The 16,601-nt window shown below is 75.3% G+C and carries 13 protein-coding genes; 8 read left to right on the forward strand and 5 right to left on the reverse strand.

Translation table 11 applies throughout. The features are described from left to right. Positions 1–313: 313 nt before the first annotated feature. From groL to ACFXAM_RS13915, 4 genes are all read left to right on the forward strand, one after another. On the forward strand, positions 314–1,936 hold the full coding sequence (gene groL, locus ACFXAM_RS13900) for a chaperonin GroEL (RefSeq protein WP_380290747.1): 1,623 nt from the start codon (positions 314–316) through the stop codon (positions 1,934–1,936). A 96-nt stretch (positions 1,937–2,032) separates the two neighbouring features. Continuing rightward, entirely contained in the window at positions 2,033–2,392 is a 360-nt protein-coding gene (locus ACFXAM_RS13905; RefSeq protein ID WP_380290749.1) for a hypothetical protein, read from the forward strand. Between the two features lie 155 nt (positions 2,393–2,547). Further along, positions 2,548–3,294, forward strand: a complete 747-nt coding sequence (locus ACFXAM_RS13910; protein WP_380290751.1) for an ABC transporter ATP-binding protein — start codon at positions 2,548–2,550, stop codon at positions 3,292–3,294. After that, complete coding sequence (locus ACFXAM_RS13915) at positions 3,294–6,056, forward strand: FtsX-like permease family protein (RefSeq protein WP_380290753.1); 2,763 nt, start codon at positions 3,294–3,296, stop codon at positions 6,054–6,056. The genes ACFXAM_RS13910 and ACFXAM_RS13915 overlap by 1 nt, the downstream gene beginning before the upstream one ends. Positions 6,057–6,110: 54 nt before the next feature. Here the strand turns inward: ACFXAM_RS13915 and ACFXAM_RS13920 are convergent, their stop codons facing one another. After that, positions 6,111–6,761: a hypothetical protein gene (locus tag ACFXAM_RS13920; protein ID WP_380290754.1), complete on the reverse strand. Its 651-nt coding sequence runs from the start codon at positions 6,759–6,761 to the stop codon at positions 6,111–6,113. Positions 6,762–6,842: 81 nt separating this feature from the next. Here ACFXAM_RS13920 and ACFXAM_RS13925 point away from each other — a divergent pair, with 81 nt between their 5' ends. The 3 genes from ACFXAM_RS13925 to ACFXAM_RS13935 all read left to right on the forward strand — a co-directional run bounded on the left by ACFXAM_RS13925 (position 6,843) and on the right by ACFXAM_RS13935 (position 9,056). Then, a complete protein-coding gene (locus tag ACFXAM_RS13925; protein WP_380290756.1) occupies positions 6,843–7,235 on the forward strand; it encodes a PadR family transcriptional regulator in 393 nt (130 codons plus the stop codon). After that, entirely contained in the window at positions 7,232–8,206 is a 975-nt protein-coding gene (locus tag ACFXAM_RS13930) for a hypothetical protein (RefSeq protein WP_380290758.1), read from the forward strand. The genes ACFXAM_RS13925 and ACFXAM_RS13930 overlap by 4 nt, the downstream gene beginning before the upstream one ends. Positions 8,207–8,369: 163 nt before the next feature. After that, positions 8,370–9,056, forward strand: coding sequence for a copper homeostasis protein CutC (locus ACFXAM_RS13935; RefSeq protein WP_380290760.1), 687 nt, complete (start codon positions 8,370–8,372; stop codon positions 9,054–9,056). Between the two features lie 64 nt (positions 9,057–9,120). Here ACFXAM_RS13935 and ACFXAM_RS13940 read toward each other — a convergent pair whose 3' ends face one another. From ACFXAM_RS13940 to ACFXAM_RS13950, 3 genes are all read right to left on the reverse strand, one after another. Continuing rightward, positions 9,121–11,172, reverse strand: a complete 2,052-nt coding sequence (locus tag ACFXAM_RS13940) for a HelD family protein (protein ID WP_380290762.1) — start codon at positions 11,170–11,172, stop codon at positions 9,121–9,123. Positions 11,173–11,365: 193 nt separating this feature from the next. After that, on the reverse strand, positions 11,366–13,003 hold the full coding sequence (locus ACFXAM_RS13945) for a DNA repair helicase XPB (protein ID WP_380290764.1): 1,638 nt from the start codon (positions 13,001–13,003) through the stop codon (positions 11,366–11,368). 124 nt (positions 13,004–13,127) lie between these two features. After that, a complete protein-coding gene (locus ACFXAM_RS13950) occupies positions 13,128–13,532 on the reverse strand; it encodes a hypothetical protein (RefSeq protein ID WP_380290767.1) in 405 nt (134 codons plus the stop codon). 129 nt (positions 13,533–13,661) lie between these two features. Between ACFXAM_RS13950 and ACFXAM_RS13955 the strand changes: the two genes are divergently transcribed. Beyond that, positions 13,662–13,928 (forward strand): hypothetical protein, encoded by a 267-nt coding sequence (locus ACFXAM_RS13955; protein ID WP_380290769.1) that lies wholly within the window; start codon positions 13,662–13,664, stop codon positions 13,926–13,928. Between the two features lie 33 nt (positions 13,929–13,961). Here the strand turns inward: ACFXAM_RS13955 and ACFXAM_RS13960 are convergent, their stop codons facing one another. Beyond that, complete coding sequence (locus ACFXAM_RS13960) at positions 13,962–16,469, reverse strand: helicase C-terminal domain-containing protein (RefSeq protein ID WP_380290771.1); 2,508 nt, start codon at positions 16,467–16,469, stop codon at positions 13,962–13,964. Positions 16,470–16,601 lie beyond the last annotated feature (132 nt).

Here is a 16,601-nt window from a genome sequence, read left to right on the forward strand (position 1 = left end):
TTACCGCCACCTTGTTGTTGGGCTCGCCCAATGGGTGGGGGCGCCTTTGGTTACCGGGGGGGCCGGGGCGACCCAGGCCGCCGGGCCCCGCCGTTCATGCTGCCGCGGCTCGCGCGGTTGCCCGCGGGGCTTGCACTCGCCCACCCAGAGTGCTAATCATTGGCGTTAGCACTCTGAGCTTGAGAGTGACAAGCGGACCGGGTCGGTGAGGCCCCCGGGAGCGGTAGGGGAATGGACCCCCGCACACCAGGGCCGTCCGTCGCGGGCACCCCTTGGTCCGAGCAGTCGACCGTGTCCCGGAGGACCACTTCAGATGGCCAAGATCATCGCCTTTGATGAGGAAGCTCGCCGCGGCCTTGAGCGTGGCATGAACCAGCTCGCCGACGCAGTGAAGGTCACGCTCGGCCCCAAGGGTCGCAACGTCGTGCTGGAGAAGAAGTGGGGCGCCCCCACCATCACCAACGACGGTGTCTCCATCGCCAAGGAGATCGAGCTCGAGGACCCGTACGAGAAGATCGGTGCGGAGCTCGTCAAGGAGGTCGCCAAGAAGACCGACGACGTCGCGGGTGACGGCACCACCACCGCCACCGTGCTGGCCCAGGCGCTCGTCCGCGAGGGTCTGCGCAACGTCGCCGCCGGCGCCAACCCGATGGCCCTGAAGCGCGGCATCGAGAAGGCCGTCACCGCCGTCTCCGACCAGCTCCTGGCCCAGGCCAAGGACGTGGAGACCAAGGAGCAGATCGCCTCCACCGCCTCCATCTCCGCCGCCGACACCCAGATCGGCGAGCTGATCGCCGAGGCCATGGACAAGGTCGGCAAGGAAGGCGTCATCACCGTCGAGGAGAGCAACACCTTCGGTCTGGAGCTTGAGCTCACCGAGGGCATGCGCTTCGACAAGGGCTACATCTCGGCCTACTTCGCCACCGACCTGGAGCGTATGGAGACCTCGTTCGAGGACCCGTACATCCTGATCGCCAACTCCAAGATCGGCTCGGTCAAGGACCTGCTGCCGCTGCTGGAGAAGGTCATGCAGAGCGGCAAGCCGCTCGTCATCATCGCCGAGGACGTCGAGGGCGAGGCCCTGTCGACCCTGGTCGTGAACAAGATCCGCGGCACCTTCAAGTCCGTCGCCGTCAAGGCCCCGGGCTTCGGCGACCGCCGCAAGGCCATGCTCCAGGACATCGCCATCCTCACCGGTGGCACCGTGATCTCCGAGGAGGTCGGCCTGAAGCTGGAGAACGCCGGCGTCGACCTGCTGGGCACCGCCCGCAAGGTGGTCATCACCAAGGACGAGACCACCATCGTCGACGGTGGCGGCGACAGCGAGCAGGTCGCGGGCCGCGTGAACCAGATCCGCGCCGAGATCGAGAACAGCGACTCGGACTACGACCGCGAGAAGCTCCAGGAGCGCCTCGCCAAGCTGGCCGGCGGCGTGGCCGTCATCAAGGCCGGCGCGGCCACCGAGGTGGAGCTCAAGGAGCGCAAGCACCGCATCGAGGACGCCGTCCGCAACGCGAAGGCCGCCGTCGAGGAGGGCATCGTCGCCGGTGGTGGCGTCGCCCTGCTGCAGGCCGGTGTCGCCTTCGAGAAGCTGGAGCTGGACGGCGACGAGGCCACCGGTGCCAACATCGTCAAGGTCGCGCTGGAGGCCCCGATCAAGCAGATCGCGACCAACGCCGGCCTTGAGGGCGGCGTCGTGGTGGAGAAGGTGCGCAACCTCCCCGCCGGTCACGGCCTGAACGCCGCCACCAACGAGTACGTCGACCTGGTCGCCGAGGGCATCATCGACCCGGCCAAGGTCACCCGCTCCGCGCTGCAGAACGCCGCCTCCATCGCGGCGCTGTTCCTCACCACCGAGGCCGTCATCGCCGACAAGCCGGAGAAGGCCGCCGCGGCCGCCGGCGGCGGCATGCCGGGCGGTGACATGGACTTCTGATCCGCTGGTCGGATCGGCTGTTCTCGCTCGCACGGGCGGTTCCCTCCGGGGAGCCGCCCGTGCGGCGTTCCCGGAGCTTCTTGGGAGACTGGACGGATGGCTACGACAGACGACATCGAGACGGCGCTGCACTCCGCGCGGGCGCTGATCCTGGCCGACCTGACCGCGCGGGACGCCGCCGACGCCGCCGTGGTGTCGCTGGTGGAGCAGGCCGTGACGCACCGGCGCTGGTGGCTGGAGCAGTGGCCGGACGGCGCCGCGTTCGTGCTGGGCCTGGTGGCCCAGGACGTCCAGGACGCGCTGCTGGAGAGCCACGGGCGCTGGCCGCTGTGCGAGGACTGCGCGGCGGACGGGGATCCGCACGCGCTGGGCGTGGAGCCCGAGCTGGGGCCGGACCCGCACTGGGTGTGCGGCAAGCGCGGCGTCGTGGTCGCCGCGGTGGGGGCGCTCACCTGACCTCCCCTCTCCTCCGGACGCCGGCTCCGACCGTCGTCGTGCCCCCCGGCACGGCGGCGGTTTTTTCACGGCTTGCGGAACCGATGGACGGCATATGTAGTCTACCGACTTATATAGTCCGTCTGAGCCTTCACGGCCAAGCGAGGGGGAGACCCATGTCCCAGTCAGATCCGACCCGGCCCGTCCTGGAGCTGCGGGCGGTCACCCGGGTGCACGGCGCGGGCGCGGCCGAGGTACAGGCGCTGCGCGGCGTCGACCTGGCCGTCCGCCCCGGCGAGTTCGTCGCCGTCATGGGGCCCTCCGGCTCCGGGAAGTCCACCCTGCTCACGCTGGCCGGCGGCCTGGACCGGCCCAGCCGCGGACAGGTGCTGGTCGAGGGCGTCGAACTCGGCGCGCTGAGCCGCACCGGCCTGGCCGCCGTGCGGCGCCGCTCGGTCGGCTACGTCTTCCAGGACTACAACCTCGTCCCCGCGCTGACCGCCGCCGAGAACATCGCGCTGCCCCGGGAGCTGGACGGCGTCTCCGGGCGGACCGCCCGCCGCGAGGCCCGGGCCGCGCTGGACGAGCTGGGCATCGGCGAGCTGGCCGACCGCTTCCCCGAGCAGCTGTCCGGCGGCCAGCAGCAGCGGGTCGCGATCGCCCGCGCGCTGGTCGGCGACCGGCGGCTGGTGCTGGCCGACGAGCCCACCGGAGCCCTCGACTCGGCCACCGGCGAGGCCGTGCTCGGTGTGCTGCGGGCGCGCTGCGACGCGGGGGCCGCCGCCATGATGGTCACCCACGACGCCCGGCACGCCGTCTGGGCCGACCGGGTGGTCGTGCTGCGCGACGGCCTGGTGGTCCAGGAGACCAGCGGACGGCAGGCCGCGCAGCTGCTGCCGGTCGGCGGGAACGGCGGCCGGTGATGAAGCTCTCCGCCCTGCGCGTCGCCCTGCGGATCGCCCGCCGCGACGCCCTGCGCGCCAAGGGCCGCAGCGCCCTGGTGGCCGCCATGGTCGCGCTTCCGGTGCTCGGTGTCGCCGGCGCCGACGTCGTCCACCGCAGTGGACAGCTCACCCCCGGCGAACGGGTCGAACGGCTGATGGGCGGGGCGGACGCCCTGATCACCGCCCACCGGCCGGGCCGCTCGGTCGACCAGGGGCCGTTCGCCGAGGACGGCGTGCAGGTGCTCCAGGAGGACCGGACCGATCCGGCCTCGGTGGCGGCCGCCGCCGCGGCGGGTTCCCCCAGCGGCCTGGTCGCCGGGCTGCTGCCCGCCGGCGCCCTGCTGCTGCCGGCCACCCCCGGGCCGGCGGTCAGCACCTCCACCCGCGAGGGCCTGTTCACCACCTCGACCTCCGAGGCGGACCTCACCGACCGGATCTGGCAGGGCCGGCTCGACCTGGTCGAGGGGAGGGCGCCGAGCGCGCCGCACGAGGCGGCCGTCACCCGGGCCTTCCTCACCGAGGCCGGACTGCGGATCGGTGACTCCACCACGGTCAAGGGCCTCGACACGACGCCGTTCCGGCTGACCGCCGTGGTCGAGTACCCCGGGGACCTCGACAAGGTCGAGCTGGTGGCCCGGCCCGGCGAGCTGACCGCCCCGCTGGCCGCGGCGGGCCCGTCCGCCGCGGGCGGCCCGTCCGGGCTGACCGCGGCCGGGGCGGACGAGGGCCGCCCGGAGCGCTGGCTGGTGCGGATGCCCGGCGGCGCCGCCCTGGACTGGCCCGCCGTCCGCACGCTCAACCGGTACGGCTTCACGGTGACCTCGCGCGCCGTGGCGCTCGATCCGCCGCCCGCGTCCGCCGTCACCTACGACCCCGATCTGTTCAGGCTCCCCGACGCGGACAAGCGGGTCGTGGTGCTGGCCACGGTGGCCGGGATGGCGCTGCTGGAGGTCGCCCTGCTGGCCGGACCGGCCTTCGCGGTGGGCGCCCGGCGCGCGCGCCGGCAGCTCGCCCTGATCGGCGCCGCCGGCGGCGACCGCGGCCACGTCCGCGCGGTCGTGCTCGGCTCCGGGCTGGTGCTCGGAACCGTCGGGGCGGCCGTCGGCCTGGTGACGGGCGTCGGACTGGTCGCCGTGCTGCGGACCTGGGCGGAGGAGGCCGGCGGCAGCCGCTTCGGACACTTCGCGATCGCGCCGCTCGACCTGCTGGCGATCGCCGCCGTGGGAGTGGTCACCGCGCTGCTGGCCGCCGTGGTGCCTGCGGTCCAGGCCGCGCGCCGCGACGTGGTGGCCGGCCTCACCGGCCGGGACACCGTCGGCGCGCCGAGCCGCAGGCTCCCGCTGCTGGGTCTGGTCCTGGTCGTCGCGGGTGCGGGCCTGGCGCTCTACGGCGCCGGCGGCCAGGACGCCACCGGCCTGCCGGTGTTCCAGGGGCTCACCCGGAAGGCGCTCACCGTGCTCGCCGGGGCGGTCACCGCCGAGATCGGCTTCCTGCTCCTCACCCCGCTGCTGATCGCGCTGTCCGGCCGGCTCGCCGCCCGGCTGCCGCTCGGCCCCCGGCTGGCCCTGCGCGACTCGGCCCGCCACCGCGGCCGCACCGCGCCCGCCGTGGCCGCGGTGATGGCCGCCGTCGCCGGAGCCGTCGCCGTCGGCGTCTACACCACCGGCACCGAGGCCCAGGACCGGGCCGCCTACCGGCCGGCCGCCCCGATGGGGGCCGTCGTGGTCGAGGCCCCGATGAAGCCGGACGACCCGCAGCTGCCGCGGCTGCGCGCCGCCGTCGAGCGGGACCTGCCGGACGCGGGCGCGCGCGCCGACGTCCACGGCATGCTGTACGTCTTCTGCGAGGGCTGCTCCAGCGCGGTGCGGGCCAAGGGCACGGGCGGCCGGTTCGAGGACGGCGGCCCCGGGAGCCGCGCGCTGGTCGGCGACGCGACGGTGCTGCGCAACCTGTTCGGGGTGGACGACCGGGCCGTCGAGGAGGCCCTGGCCGCCGGCCGGGCGATCGTCTTCGACCGCGACCGGCTGCACGACGGCCGGGCGGTGCTCACCATGATGGGCGCGGCCGGCGGTGGCCCGGTCCAGCCGGGGGAGGCGCCGCAGCCGGGCGTCAAGGAGATCGCGGTCGACGCGCTCCTGGTCGACAACCCGGACGCCGCCCGGTACGGGGGGCTGCTGATGAGCCCGGAGGCGGTGCGCAAGGCCGGTCTCGCCACCGAGTCGATCGGCTCGGTGTGGCGGCCCGCGCACCCGCCCACCGCCAAGGTGCAGCAGCGCGTGGAGGCCGACGTGGCCCAGGTCGTCCCGCGGGCGACGCTGCACGTGGAGCGCGGTTTCCAGCCGAAGGACGACGTGATCGGCCTCGCGCTCGCCGGGTTCGCCGGGGTGGTGGTGCTGGGCGCCGCGGCCGTGGCCACCGGTCTCGCCGCCGCCGACTCGCTGGCCGACCGGGCCACCCTGGCCGCGGTCGGTGCGCCGCCGCGGATCCACCGGGTGCAGGCCGGCCTGCAGAGCACGCTGATCGCGGGGCTCGGGGCGGTGATCGGTACGGTCAGCGGGTTCGTGCCCGCGGCGGCGCTGCTGCGCTCGCACGCGAGCGGGCGGATCGGCGAGCCGGCGGCCGCGTTCACCGCGCCGTGGGGGCTGCTGGTGATGATCACGGTGGTGCTGCCGGTGGTGGCGGGGCTGGGCGCGGCCGCGTTCACCCGCTCGCGGCTGCCGCTGGCGCGCCGGACGGCGTGACGCCGGGCGGCGTGACGTCAGGCGGCCCGGAGGCCGCCGGCCGGGTGGGTGCGCTCAGCCGGCGGTCTCCAGGCGGGCGAGTTCGGCGGCGAGGTTGGCCCGGGCGGCGGCGTCGAAGCGGGCGTGCGCCGTGGGCGTGCGGTAGAGCGAGGGGAGCGCGAGCAACTGCCGGAGCACGGCCGCGCGCCCGGCGCGGAAGTCCGGCGCCGGCACGAAGGAGTACTCCTCCCGGACGGCCGCCGCGTACGCCGCGTAGTCCTGCGGCGGACCGCCGAGCACGGCGAGGTCGGCGTCGCACAGCACCTCGCCGTCGCGGTCGCCCGGCGCGGGGTGGTGGGTGACGGTGAGCCGGACCAGCCGGGCGACCTCCTCCACCCGGGCCGCCGACAGCCCCAGCCCGGCGAGCGCGCGGACGGCGAGGACGGCGCTGCGCTCCTCGTTCTCGGAGCGGTCCGGGCGGTAGACGGCGTCGTGGAACCAGGCGGCCAGCCGGACGGCGTCCGGGTCGCCGGCGTGCCCGGCGAGCGCGTCGACGTGGCCCAGCACCGCCCGCAGGTGGTCGGTGGTGTGGTAGCGGCGCTGCGGCTCGGACCAGCGGCGCAGCAGCTCCCGGCCGGCCGGGGCGGGGTCGGCGTGCGCGCCGCAGCGGTGCAGCAGGGCGGTCCAGGCGGCGAGCAGGTCGGCGGGGGCGTCGGCGTCGGGCATGGCGCCATTCTGCTGGGCGGCGCCGCACGAACGGTCGATTCCACTGGACTGGATATGTCGGCGAGAGGTATATGTAGCTCCATGACGGAACGGGCCATGCAGGAACCGACACTGCTTCTGCTCACTGCGCTGGCCGATGCCCCCAGGCACGGCTACGCGCTCATCCAGGAGATCTCCGCGATCTCCGAGGGCCGGGTCAAGATGCGCACCGGCACGCTGTACGGCGCCCTCGACCGGCTGCTCCAGCAGGGCCTGATCGAGGTCGCCTCCGAGGAGATCGTCGACGGGCGCGCCCGGCGCACCTACGCGCTCACCGAGGGCGGACGGGGCGCGCTGGCCACCGAGGCCGAGCGGCTGCGCGCCGTCGCCGAGGAGGCCGAGCGGCGGCTGGCGGCCGTCCGCCCGACCGTCGTCCGGCCCGCCGCGGCGTCGGCCAAGCTCGCATTCATCAAGGTCAGGGGGGCCTACGCATGACGATCCAGTCCTTCCCCGGGATGGTGGCGGACCCGGTGGCGTTCCGCGCCGCGCTCCGGCTCTACCCGGCCCGCTACCGGCGCGAGCGCGGTGACGAGCTGTCCGCCGTCTTCGCGGACAGCACGGAGGGGGCGGGCCGGCTCGCCACCGTCCGGGAGGCCCTCGACCTGGGGTCGTACGGGCTGCGGATGCGCACCGGTCTGACCGCCACCTCGCTCGCGGGCCGGCTGCTCGCGCTGGCCGCGCCGCTGATCGCCGGGGCGATCGCGGGCCTGAGCCTGACCCTGGTCGGGTACGACGCCCTCCGCCCCGGCGGGTACTCCCTGTTGTGGAGGCTGCCGGACCGGCTCGTCCAGGTGCCCTACTTCCTGTGGGGCGTCGGCATGGTGATCGCGCCGCTGCTGCTGGCCGCCGCGGTCCTGGCCGGCCGGTGGCGGCTCGCGCGGCTCGCGGCGCTCGCCGTGGCGTTCGTCGGGCTCTGGGGGGCGGTGTGGGCGGCCGTCGCCTACGCCCCCAACACCTGGCTCTGCTTCCTGGAGATCGCCCAGGCGTCCCCGGCGCTGCTCGCCGGCCTGCTCCTCGCGCTCGCGCCGCAGGAGCTGCTGGAGCGTCCGAGCTGGCGCGACCGGGCCGTGGTGGTCGCGGCGGCGGTGGGCGGCGGGCTGGTCCTGTGGGCGGAGGACTTCTACGGCTCCTTCGTGCTGATGGACGGCGCGGCGGCCGCGGCGCTGCTGCTCGTCCCGCTGTTCGCGCTGCTCTTCGCGGCGCGCGAGCGGCTGGTTCCGGCGGCGATCGGGCTCGCGGTGCTGCCGCTGACGGCCGGGTTCAACCTGTTCCGCGTCTGGCAGACGGTCGGCGGCGTGTGGCGGCTGCTCCCGATGGCGGTCGCGGTGCTGGTGGTGCTGCTGGCGGCAGGCCGGCTGCTGCGCCGCGGCGGTGCCGGGGCGGGAGGTGGCCGGAGCCACGCCTGAGGGCGGGGACGGCCGGGGCCTCGCCGCCCCGCGAACGGCCGGACGACCGGGGTGCGTGACCTGGGTGTCCGGCCGTCGCGCGTTCCCGGGAGGGGCGCGTTGTCCGGCCAACCGGCCGCACGGGGCTCGCCGGGGGGCGGACCGGTGTGGCAGGCTATCCGATATGTCTAGACCAATTTTCGAAGTCATCGCGCTGACGCCCCAGGACGCCCAGGCCGCCGAGTCGGGCGGCGCCGACCGGCTCGAACTGGTCACCGACATGGCCGCCGACGGTCTCACCCCGTCGGCCGAGGACTTCGCCAGGATCCGTGCCGCCGTCGAGCTGCCGCTGCGCGTCATGCTCCGCATCCGGGACGGCTTCGCCCCCGGCGACCTGGACGAGCTGCGCGCCCGCGCCGCCGCGCTGCGGGCCGAGGGCGCCGACGAGTTCGTCTTCGGCTTCCTCGACGCCGCGGGCGCTGTCGACCTCGCCGCCACCGAGGCCGTCGCCGAGGCGGTGGCCGGCTGCCGCTGGACCTTCCACCGGGCGATCGACCACAGCGCCGACCGGGCCGCCGTCCGCGCGGCCGTCGGCGCGCTGCCCGGGCTGGACACCTTCCTCACCTCCGGCGCGGCCGGCGGCGTGGACGCCGGCCGGGACGTCCTGCTGGCCGAGCTGGCCCGGGCCGGCGAGCCCGGCCACACCCAGCGGATCCTGATCGGCGGCGGCCTGCGGGCCGAGCACCTGCCGGGGCTGCGGGCGGCCGGGTTCGACGCCTTCCACGTCGGCGGGGCCGTCCGGGTGGACGGCTGGCAGACGCCGGTCGACGCCGCCAAGGTCGCCGAGTGGCGGGCGATGATCGACGGCTGAGCCGGCGGCCCGCCGTCGGGGCACCGGGGCCGGACCGTCGTGCCGACGGACCGGCCCCGCGCGTTCAGCCCAGCTGCTCCGGCAGCGGCTCGGCGTGCAGCACCTCCAGGCCGGAGACCGCACGGGTCAGCGCCACGTACAGCCGCCGCAGCCCGGTCCGCTCGTCCGGCTCGCCCGCGACCACCGCGGCCGGCTCGTCCAGCACCACGTAGTCGTACTCCAGACCCTTGGCCAGTGACGCCGGGACGAGCGTCAGCCGGGCCTCGGCACTGGTCTCGGTGCCGGGTGCGAGGTGCGCCAGCCCGGCCTCGGCCAGCGCCTGCGCGAGCAGCGGGACGCGCGCGTCGGCCGCGATCAGACCGGTCGACCCCTCCCGCTCCAGCGCCCGCCGGCAGGCCTCGACCACGGCCTCGGTCCGCTCCCCCTCGGTGACCCGGCGGACCGTCAGCGATCCCGGGGCCTCACGCACCGAACTGGCCGGATTCAGCCCGGGGGCGATCGACGGCAGCAGCCGGGAGGCGTACGCGATGACCTCCTCCGGTACCCGGAAGCCCTTGGTCAGCTCCTCGATGTGGGCGGCCGGCTTGCCCAGGTGGTGCAGCGCCTCCGGCCAACTCGCCGTCGCCCAGGGGGTGGTGCCCTGCGCGAGGTCGCCCAGCACGGTCGCCGAGCCGGTGGTGCAGCGGCGGCCGACCGCGCGGTACTGCATCGGCGAGAGGTCCTGCGCCTCGTCCAGCACCACGTGCCCCAGCGAGGGGGTGCGCCGCACCAGGTCCGTCGCCTCGTCGACGAGGACGGCGTCGGCGGCCGTCCAGCGGGCGGTCTTCACCGAGCGGCCCCGCTTGGGCCACAGCACGGCGGCCTGCTCCTCGGCGCTCAGCACGCCCTGCGCGCAGGCGGCCAGGAACTCCGGCTCGGAGAGCAGCCGCAGCACCAGCTTGGCCGGGTCGACGGCCGGCCAGCACGCCCTGACCACCGCCTTCACCGCGGAGTTGCGGGCCACCGCGTCCTGCACCCGGTCGTCCGGGGCCTCGCCGCCCTGCTCCATCTTCAGCAGCACGGCGTGCGCGATCCGCTGCGGCAGCGCCTCCGCGGCCGCCCCGTAGCGGATGTCACGGCCCTTCAGTTCCTCGATGATCGCGACCAGTTCGTGCACCGGGACGCGCCAGCGGCGGGAGCCGCGGACCACCACGCACGGTTCGGCGGGCAGCGCGATGCCGGAGCGCACCGCCCGGCGCAGCACCTCCGCCATCCGGGCGTCGCCCTTCAGGCGGGCCGCCTCGGGGGTGTCCTCGCCGCGCACCTCGACGTGCCCGACCAGCTGCTGCACGGTGGCCTGCGCGACGTCCAGCTCGCCCAGCGCGGGCAGCACCTGCTCGATGTAGGAGAGGAAGGCGTTGTTGGGGCCGATCACGAGGGTCCCGGTGCGGGCCAGCCGCTCGCGGTGCGCGTACAGCAGGTACGCCACGCGGTGCAGGCCGACGGCGGTCTTCCCGGTGCCGGGGGCGCCCTGCACGCAGAGGGTGCCGGAGATGTCGGCGCGGACGATCTCGTCCTGCTCCGGCTGGATGGTCGCCACGATGTCGCGCATCGGGCCGACGCGCGGCTTCTCGATCTCCGCGGCCAGCAGGGCGGAGGAGGTCTCGTCCTCGGCGGGGTCGGAGAGGTGCTCGTCCTCGTACGCGGTGAGCTCGCCGCCGGTGTAGCCGAAGCGGCGGCGGCGCTCGACGTCCAGCGGCTCGGTGCGGCTGGCCCGGTAGAACGGCTGGGAGACCGGCGCGCGCCAGTCGATCACCATCGGGTCGCCGTCCGCGTCGTGCACGTGCCGGCGCCCGATGTAGAAGCTTTCCCCGCCCGATCCCTCGCTCAACTCCTCGCTGATCGCGTGCAGGTAGTCGAGCCGGCCGAAGAACAGCGGAGTGTGCGAGAGGTCGGCCAGGGCGGCGATCCTGGCCTCGATCTGGTTCTGCAGCACGAGGGCGGTGACCCAGGTGCCGGTGACGTCGCGGATGTCCAGGGACTCGACGTCCTCGCGCATCGCGCGCAGCGCGGCCCTGGACGCGGCCAGGTGGTCGCGTTCGCGCTGCAGGGGGTCGGTGGTGGGGGTGGCGGGCACAGCGAACCTTCCCGGCTGCCCCGGACGCGGGCGCAGCGGATCGTAGGAGCTCACGGTGGATACCGGCCGGTTGCCGAACGGCCGGTACCTCCCCCGGCTGCCTGCGCGACTTCAGCAGGTACCACGGTTCGGGAGGGGGCAGACGGACGATCCTAGCCGCGTCCGCCCCTCCGAGCCACCCCCGTCCCCGCCGTTACAGGACGTCGTCCGCGTCGATGATCCGGTAGGCGTAGCCCTGTTCCGCGAGGAAGCGCTGGCGGTGGGCGGCGAAGTCCTGGTCGACGGTGTCGCGGGCGACCACCGAGTAGAAGTGGGCGGCGTGCCCGTCCGCCTTGGGGCGCAGCACCCGGCCGAGGCGCTGGGCCTCCTCCTGCCGGGAGCCGAAGGTCCCGGAGACCTGGATGGCGACGGTCGCCTCCGGCAGGTCGATGGAGAAGTTGGCGACCTTGGAGACCACCAGGACGCCGATCTCCTTGTTGCGGAAGGCGTCGAACAGCTTCTCGCGCTGGGCGTTGCTGGTCTCGCCCTTGATCACCGGGGCGTCCAGGGCCTCGCCGAGCTCGTCGAGCTGGTCGATGTACTGGCCGATGATCAGCGTCTGGTCCTTCTCGTGCTTCTTGACCAGGGCCTCCACCACCCGGCGCTTGGTCGCCGTGGTCGCGCAGAAGCGGTAGCGCTCCTCGGGCTCCGCGGTCGCGTAGGCGAGCCGCTCGGAGTCGGTGAGGGTGACCCGCACCTCGCAGCAGTCGGCGGGCGCGATGTAGCCCTGCGCCTCGATCTCCTTCCACGGGGCGTCGAAGCGCTTGGGCCCGATCAGGCTGAACACGTCGCCCTCGCGGCCGTCCTCGCGCACCAGGGTGGCGGTCAGGCCGAGCCGGCGGCGGGCCTGGAGGTCCGCGGTGAACTTGAACACCGGGGCCGGCAGCAGGTGGACCTCGTCGTAGACGACCAGGCCCCAGTTGCGGGCGTCGAACAGCTCCAGGTGGGCGTAGACGCCCTTCCGCTTGGTGGTCATCACCTGGTAGGTGGCGATGGTGACCGGGCGGATCTCCTTCCTGGTGCCGCTGTACTCGCCGATCTCGTCCTCGGTGAGCGAGGTCCGCCGGACCAGCTCGTGCTTCCACTGGCGGGCCGAGACGGTGTTGGTGACCAGGATCAGCGTGGTCGACTTGGCGTGCGCCATCGCCGCCGCGCCGACCAGCGTCTTGCCGGCGCCGCAGGGCAGCACGACGACGCCCGAGCCGCCGTGCCAGAAGCCCTCCACGGCCTGCGCCTGGTAGGGGCGCAGGCTCCAGCCGTCCTCCTCCAGGTCGATCGGGTGCGCCTCGCCGTCCACGTAGCCGGCGAGGTCCTCGGCGGGCCAGCCGAGTTTCAGCAGCACCTGCTTGATCTGGCCGCGCTCGGAGGGGTGCACCACCACGGTGTCCGGGTCGATCCGGGCGCCGACCAGCGGGACGATCTTCTTGGACCGCAGCACCTCCTCCAGCACCGGTCGGTCGGTGCTGGTGAGCACCAGCCCGTGGGTCGGGTGCCTGACCAGCCGCAGCCGCCCGTACCGGGCCATCGTGTCGGCCACGTCGACCAGCAGCGCGTGCGGCACCGGGTAGCGCGAGTACGTCACCAGGGCGTCCACGACCTGCTCGGCGTCGTGGCCCGCGGCCCGCGCGTTCCACAGCCCGAGCGGCGTCACCCGGTACGTGTGCACGTGCTCGGGCGCCCGCTCCAGCTCCGCGAACGGCGCGATGGCCCGGCGGCAGTCGGCGGCCTTGGGGTGGTCGATCTCCAGGAGAAGAGTCTTGTCGCTCTGGACGATGAGCGGTCCGTCGTTCACGCGGGGGTGCCCTCCACTGGCTGACAGGTCTGTCGGGTCTGCGGGTCCGTCGGGACGCCGACCCTCCAGTGTCGCGCATCCGGACGGGTGGGCGGGACCGCCGCGGGCCGGAAGGGCGGGAAGGCTACTTCCACTCGTGGAACGCGCCGGTGGACTTGCCGTCCGGGGCGACCTCGTACTCGAAGAGGCCGACGACGTGGTTGAGGCGGTCGAGCCGGGGCGAGGAGGTGGTGAAGAAGAGCGAGCCGCGCCAGCTGGTGCCGCCGCCCCCGGTGAAGCGGCCGATGCCGATGCCGCGCCACACGACGCTCTCGCCGTCGGCCGTCATGTCGACGCCCTGGCCCTCGCCGTGCAGGCTGCCGTCGGCGCGCAATTCGGACTCGTAGGTGCCGAAGCCGGTGACGGGGGTGCCGTAGTAGCTGCCGCTGCCCTCGAACGAGACCTCGACGACGACATGGCCGTCCCCGGCGTCGAGGACGCGCCGGCCGGTGTCATGGCCCTGGGTGTTGCCGATCGGATCGCCGAGCATGATGACTCCTTTCGTCACCCCCCGCACTCCGGACTACGCCGGTGGGGGCGGGGCGTCAACTGCCGGTACGGGCGGTGCGGAAGGGGTGGCGGGGGGTGACCGTCGGCGCGGTGGCTCGTTGGGCAGGGCATGAACAAGTCGAAGCGCGTCCTCACCGCTCTCGCCCTCGCCGGCACGGCCTTCGCCGCCACCGCCTCCTCGGCCGGCTCCGCGCACGCGATCGCCGGCGTCGGGGAGGGGCCGGGCGGTCTGCTGGCCTCGCCCGGGTTCCTGCTCGCCGACCTGACCGGCGCGACCTCCGTGATGCCGGTGGGGCAGGGCGACCTCGCCGCCATGGCGGACAAGGCGCTCAAGGAGAAGCAGGCGGAGCAGGCCGCCAAGCAGCAGGGGCACTGAGCCCGTTGCCCGTCGCCCGCTGCGCGGCGCGGGCTACTCGTCCAGTTCGGCGACGCCGGTGATCCGGTGCAGCGCGAAGGTGCGCAGTTCGCCGTCGTGGTGGTCGAAGGCGGTGACGTAGCCGCCTTCGACCTTGACCGGGTCGATGATCCGCTGGCTGGCCAGGCCCTCCGCGTTGAGGTAGCCGATCCACATCCGCTCGCCGAGCAGGACCGCCGTCTGCAGCGCGGCCAGGGTCTCGGCGGCTGCCGTGCGCGGGAGTTGACGCCCGGCCGGGGCGGTGGGCTCGCGGCGGACGGCGGTGGCGGCCCGGTCGCCGGCCCGGATCGCCTTGACCGCGGCGGCGAGCAGGGTGTCGTCCGGTGCGGGCGGACCGTCCGGGACGGGCACCGGGGCCGCGCGCGGCGGGGTGCGGTGGCTGTCCGGGCGGGTGATCAGCACGTCGCCCTCGGCGGACTCGGCGGCCGGCGCGTACCCCATGGCGCGCAGGCCCGCGAGCAGCACGTCGGGCGCGGCCTGGGCGGCCAGCACGGTGGGGGCGAGCAGCCGCAGCCGCAGGTCGGCGGAGCGGCGGTCGGCCAGGATCTCGTTCAGCAGGGCCGGGTCGTCGCAGCGCAGGTAGGACGAGGCGGCGCCGACCCGCAGCAGGCCGTGCCGCCGGGCGACGTCGTCGATCAGATAGCCGAGCGGCTGCGGCACGGGCGTGCGGGAGTGCTGCGCCAGGAAGGCCCGCAGGTCGGCGGCGGTGCGGCCGGCGTCCAGGGCGCGGCGCACCGAGCCGGGGGTGAACCGGTAGACGGTCGCGCCGCCCTTGGACTCGATGTCGGCGCAGAGCGCGAGCGCCTGGGCGAGCGGGGTGAGCAGCGGGCCGGGGGCGATCGCGGTGAGGTCCGGCTGCAGGATGACGTGGTCGAGCGGCTGCGGCAGCAGCGGGGCGAGCACGGCGGCCGGGTCGTGCTCGGCGGTGAGCAGGGCCCGGGCGGGGGCGGCGAGCGCGCCGCGGCCGGTGACGCCGAGGAGTTCGGCCTCGGCGAGGGTCCAGGCCACCAGCTGGTCGCGCAGGTCGCCGCCGCCGTCGGGGGCGGCCGGTCCGCCGCGCAGCGGACGCTGCCAGCGCAGCGTGGGCAGCAGTTCCCCGGCGGTGGCCGCGGTGCCGGGCGGGAGTTCGGCGAGCAGGGCGAGGGCGGCGCGGCGGACGGACGGGGCGAGGGTGCGGTCCAGCTCGGGGCCGAGCGCGGCCCGTGGCCGGCCCTTGCCGTCGGGGGCGCCGGCGAGGGCCGGGACGCGGGTGGCGGCGAGCCAGGCGCGGGCGAGCACGGTCCACCGCTCGGCGGTGTCCAGCCGCAGCCACTCGTCGTAGCCGGGGGTCGGCGCCCAGTGCTCGTCGACCTCGCCGTCCGGGGCCAGCAGGCCCGCGGTGTAGGCGAGTTCGAGCCAGAAGGCGGCCACCGGCTCGGTGCTGTCCAGGGCCTGGGCGGTGCGCTTGAGGTCGCGCACGCCGAGGCCGCCGGCGCGCAGGGTGGGCGGCGGGGTGAGGCCCCAGAGGTCGAGCAGTTCCTCGACGGTCCGCACGGCGGTGTGCGCCTGACCGGCGGCGGCGCCGTCCACCACCCGGGCTTCGCGCGGCGCGGCGGCGGGCGCCGGCTCCGGCGGCAGCGGTTCCACGGTGCGGTGCGCGCGGCCGCCGCGCAGGTGGAGGGCGAGTTCGCGGGGCAGCACCACGCTGCCCGGGCTGCTGGGCAGCAGCAGACCGCGGGCCAGCAGCCACTCGACCGGGCTCTGCGCGTCCTCGGCGGTGACCGGGCGGGTGGCGTCCGGGACGGTGCCGGTGGGCGGCCCCCAGACCAGCCGGTCGAGCAGCCGCAGGGCGGGTTCGGGCGCGGTGGCGAGCAGGTCCGCGCAGCGGGCGCGGTCGGAGAGCAGCGCGGTGAACGCGGCGACGGCGGTGACCGGGTCGGGCGTCGCGGGCTGTCCGGCGGAGGCGAGCAACTGCTGCAGGCGGGCCGGGGACATCCCGGTGGTGGCCTCGGCGAAGGTCGGGCCGAGGCCGGTGCGGCCGGGGTTGACGGCGGTCGGGGCGAGCGCCTCGCGGACCGCGATGACCAGGCGCAGGCCGTTGTCCGGGCCCCAGAGCAGCGCGCGGTCACGCAGGGTGGCCAGGGCGCGGGGGAGTGCGGCGGCGACGGCGGACCGGTCGGCGGCGCTCAGCGGGGTGGCGCCGGGGTGCGGCTTCACCTTGACCGGCCCGGCCAGCAGGGTGCGCACGGCGGCGGGCGTGGCGCCGTCGGGCAGGGCGGCGAGGGCCTCGGCGGTCTGCAGGGTGAAGCGGTCCAGCCGCTCCAGCGCGCGCAGGGCGGAGGCGCGGGAGGAGAGCCGGGCGGTGAGCTGGGTGAGGTCGCCGGGCACGGGGTTGAGCAGGTCGGGGCGGGACCGGAGCAGGGCGGCGAGGTCGTCGTCGGGCCGGGCGCGCAGTTCCTCGGCGAGGGTGCGGGGGCCGGCGGCGGACTTGGCCTGGCGTTGGGGGCCCTGCGGTGTGGTCATTCGACCTAGGTTAGTCGGGTGACGGCGGGCCGGGAGGGTCCCGGCGTCGACGCGACGGCCGGTGCGGCGGTGGCCGTCCGGGGCGTTGCGGCTCGCGTGGCGGGGTGGCGGGTGGGTAGCGTCACGGTCGGC

This window comes from Kitasatospora sp. NPDC059462, from assembly GCF_042749955.1.
In the GTDB taxonomy this organism is placed as follows: Bacteria; Actinomycetota; Actinomycetes; order Streptomycetales; family Streptomycetaceae; genus Kitasatospora.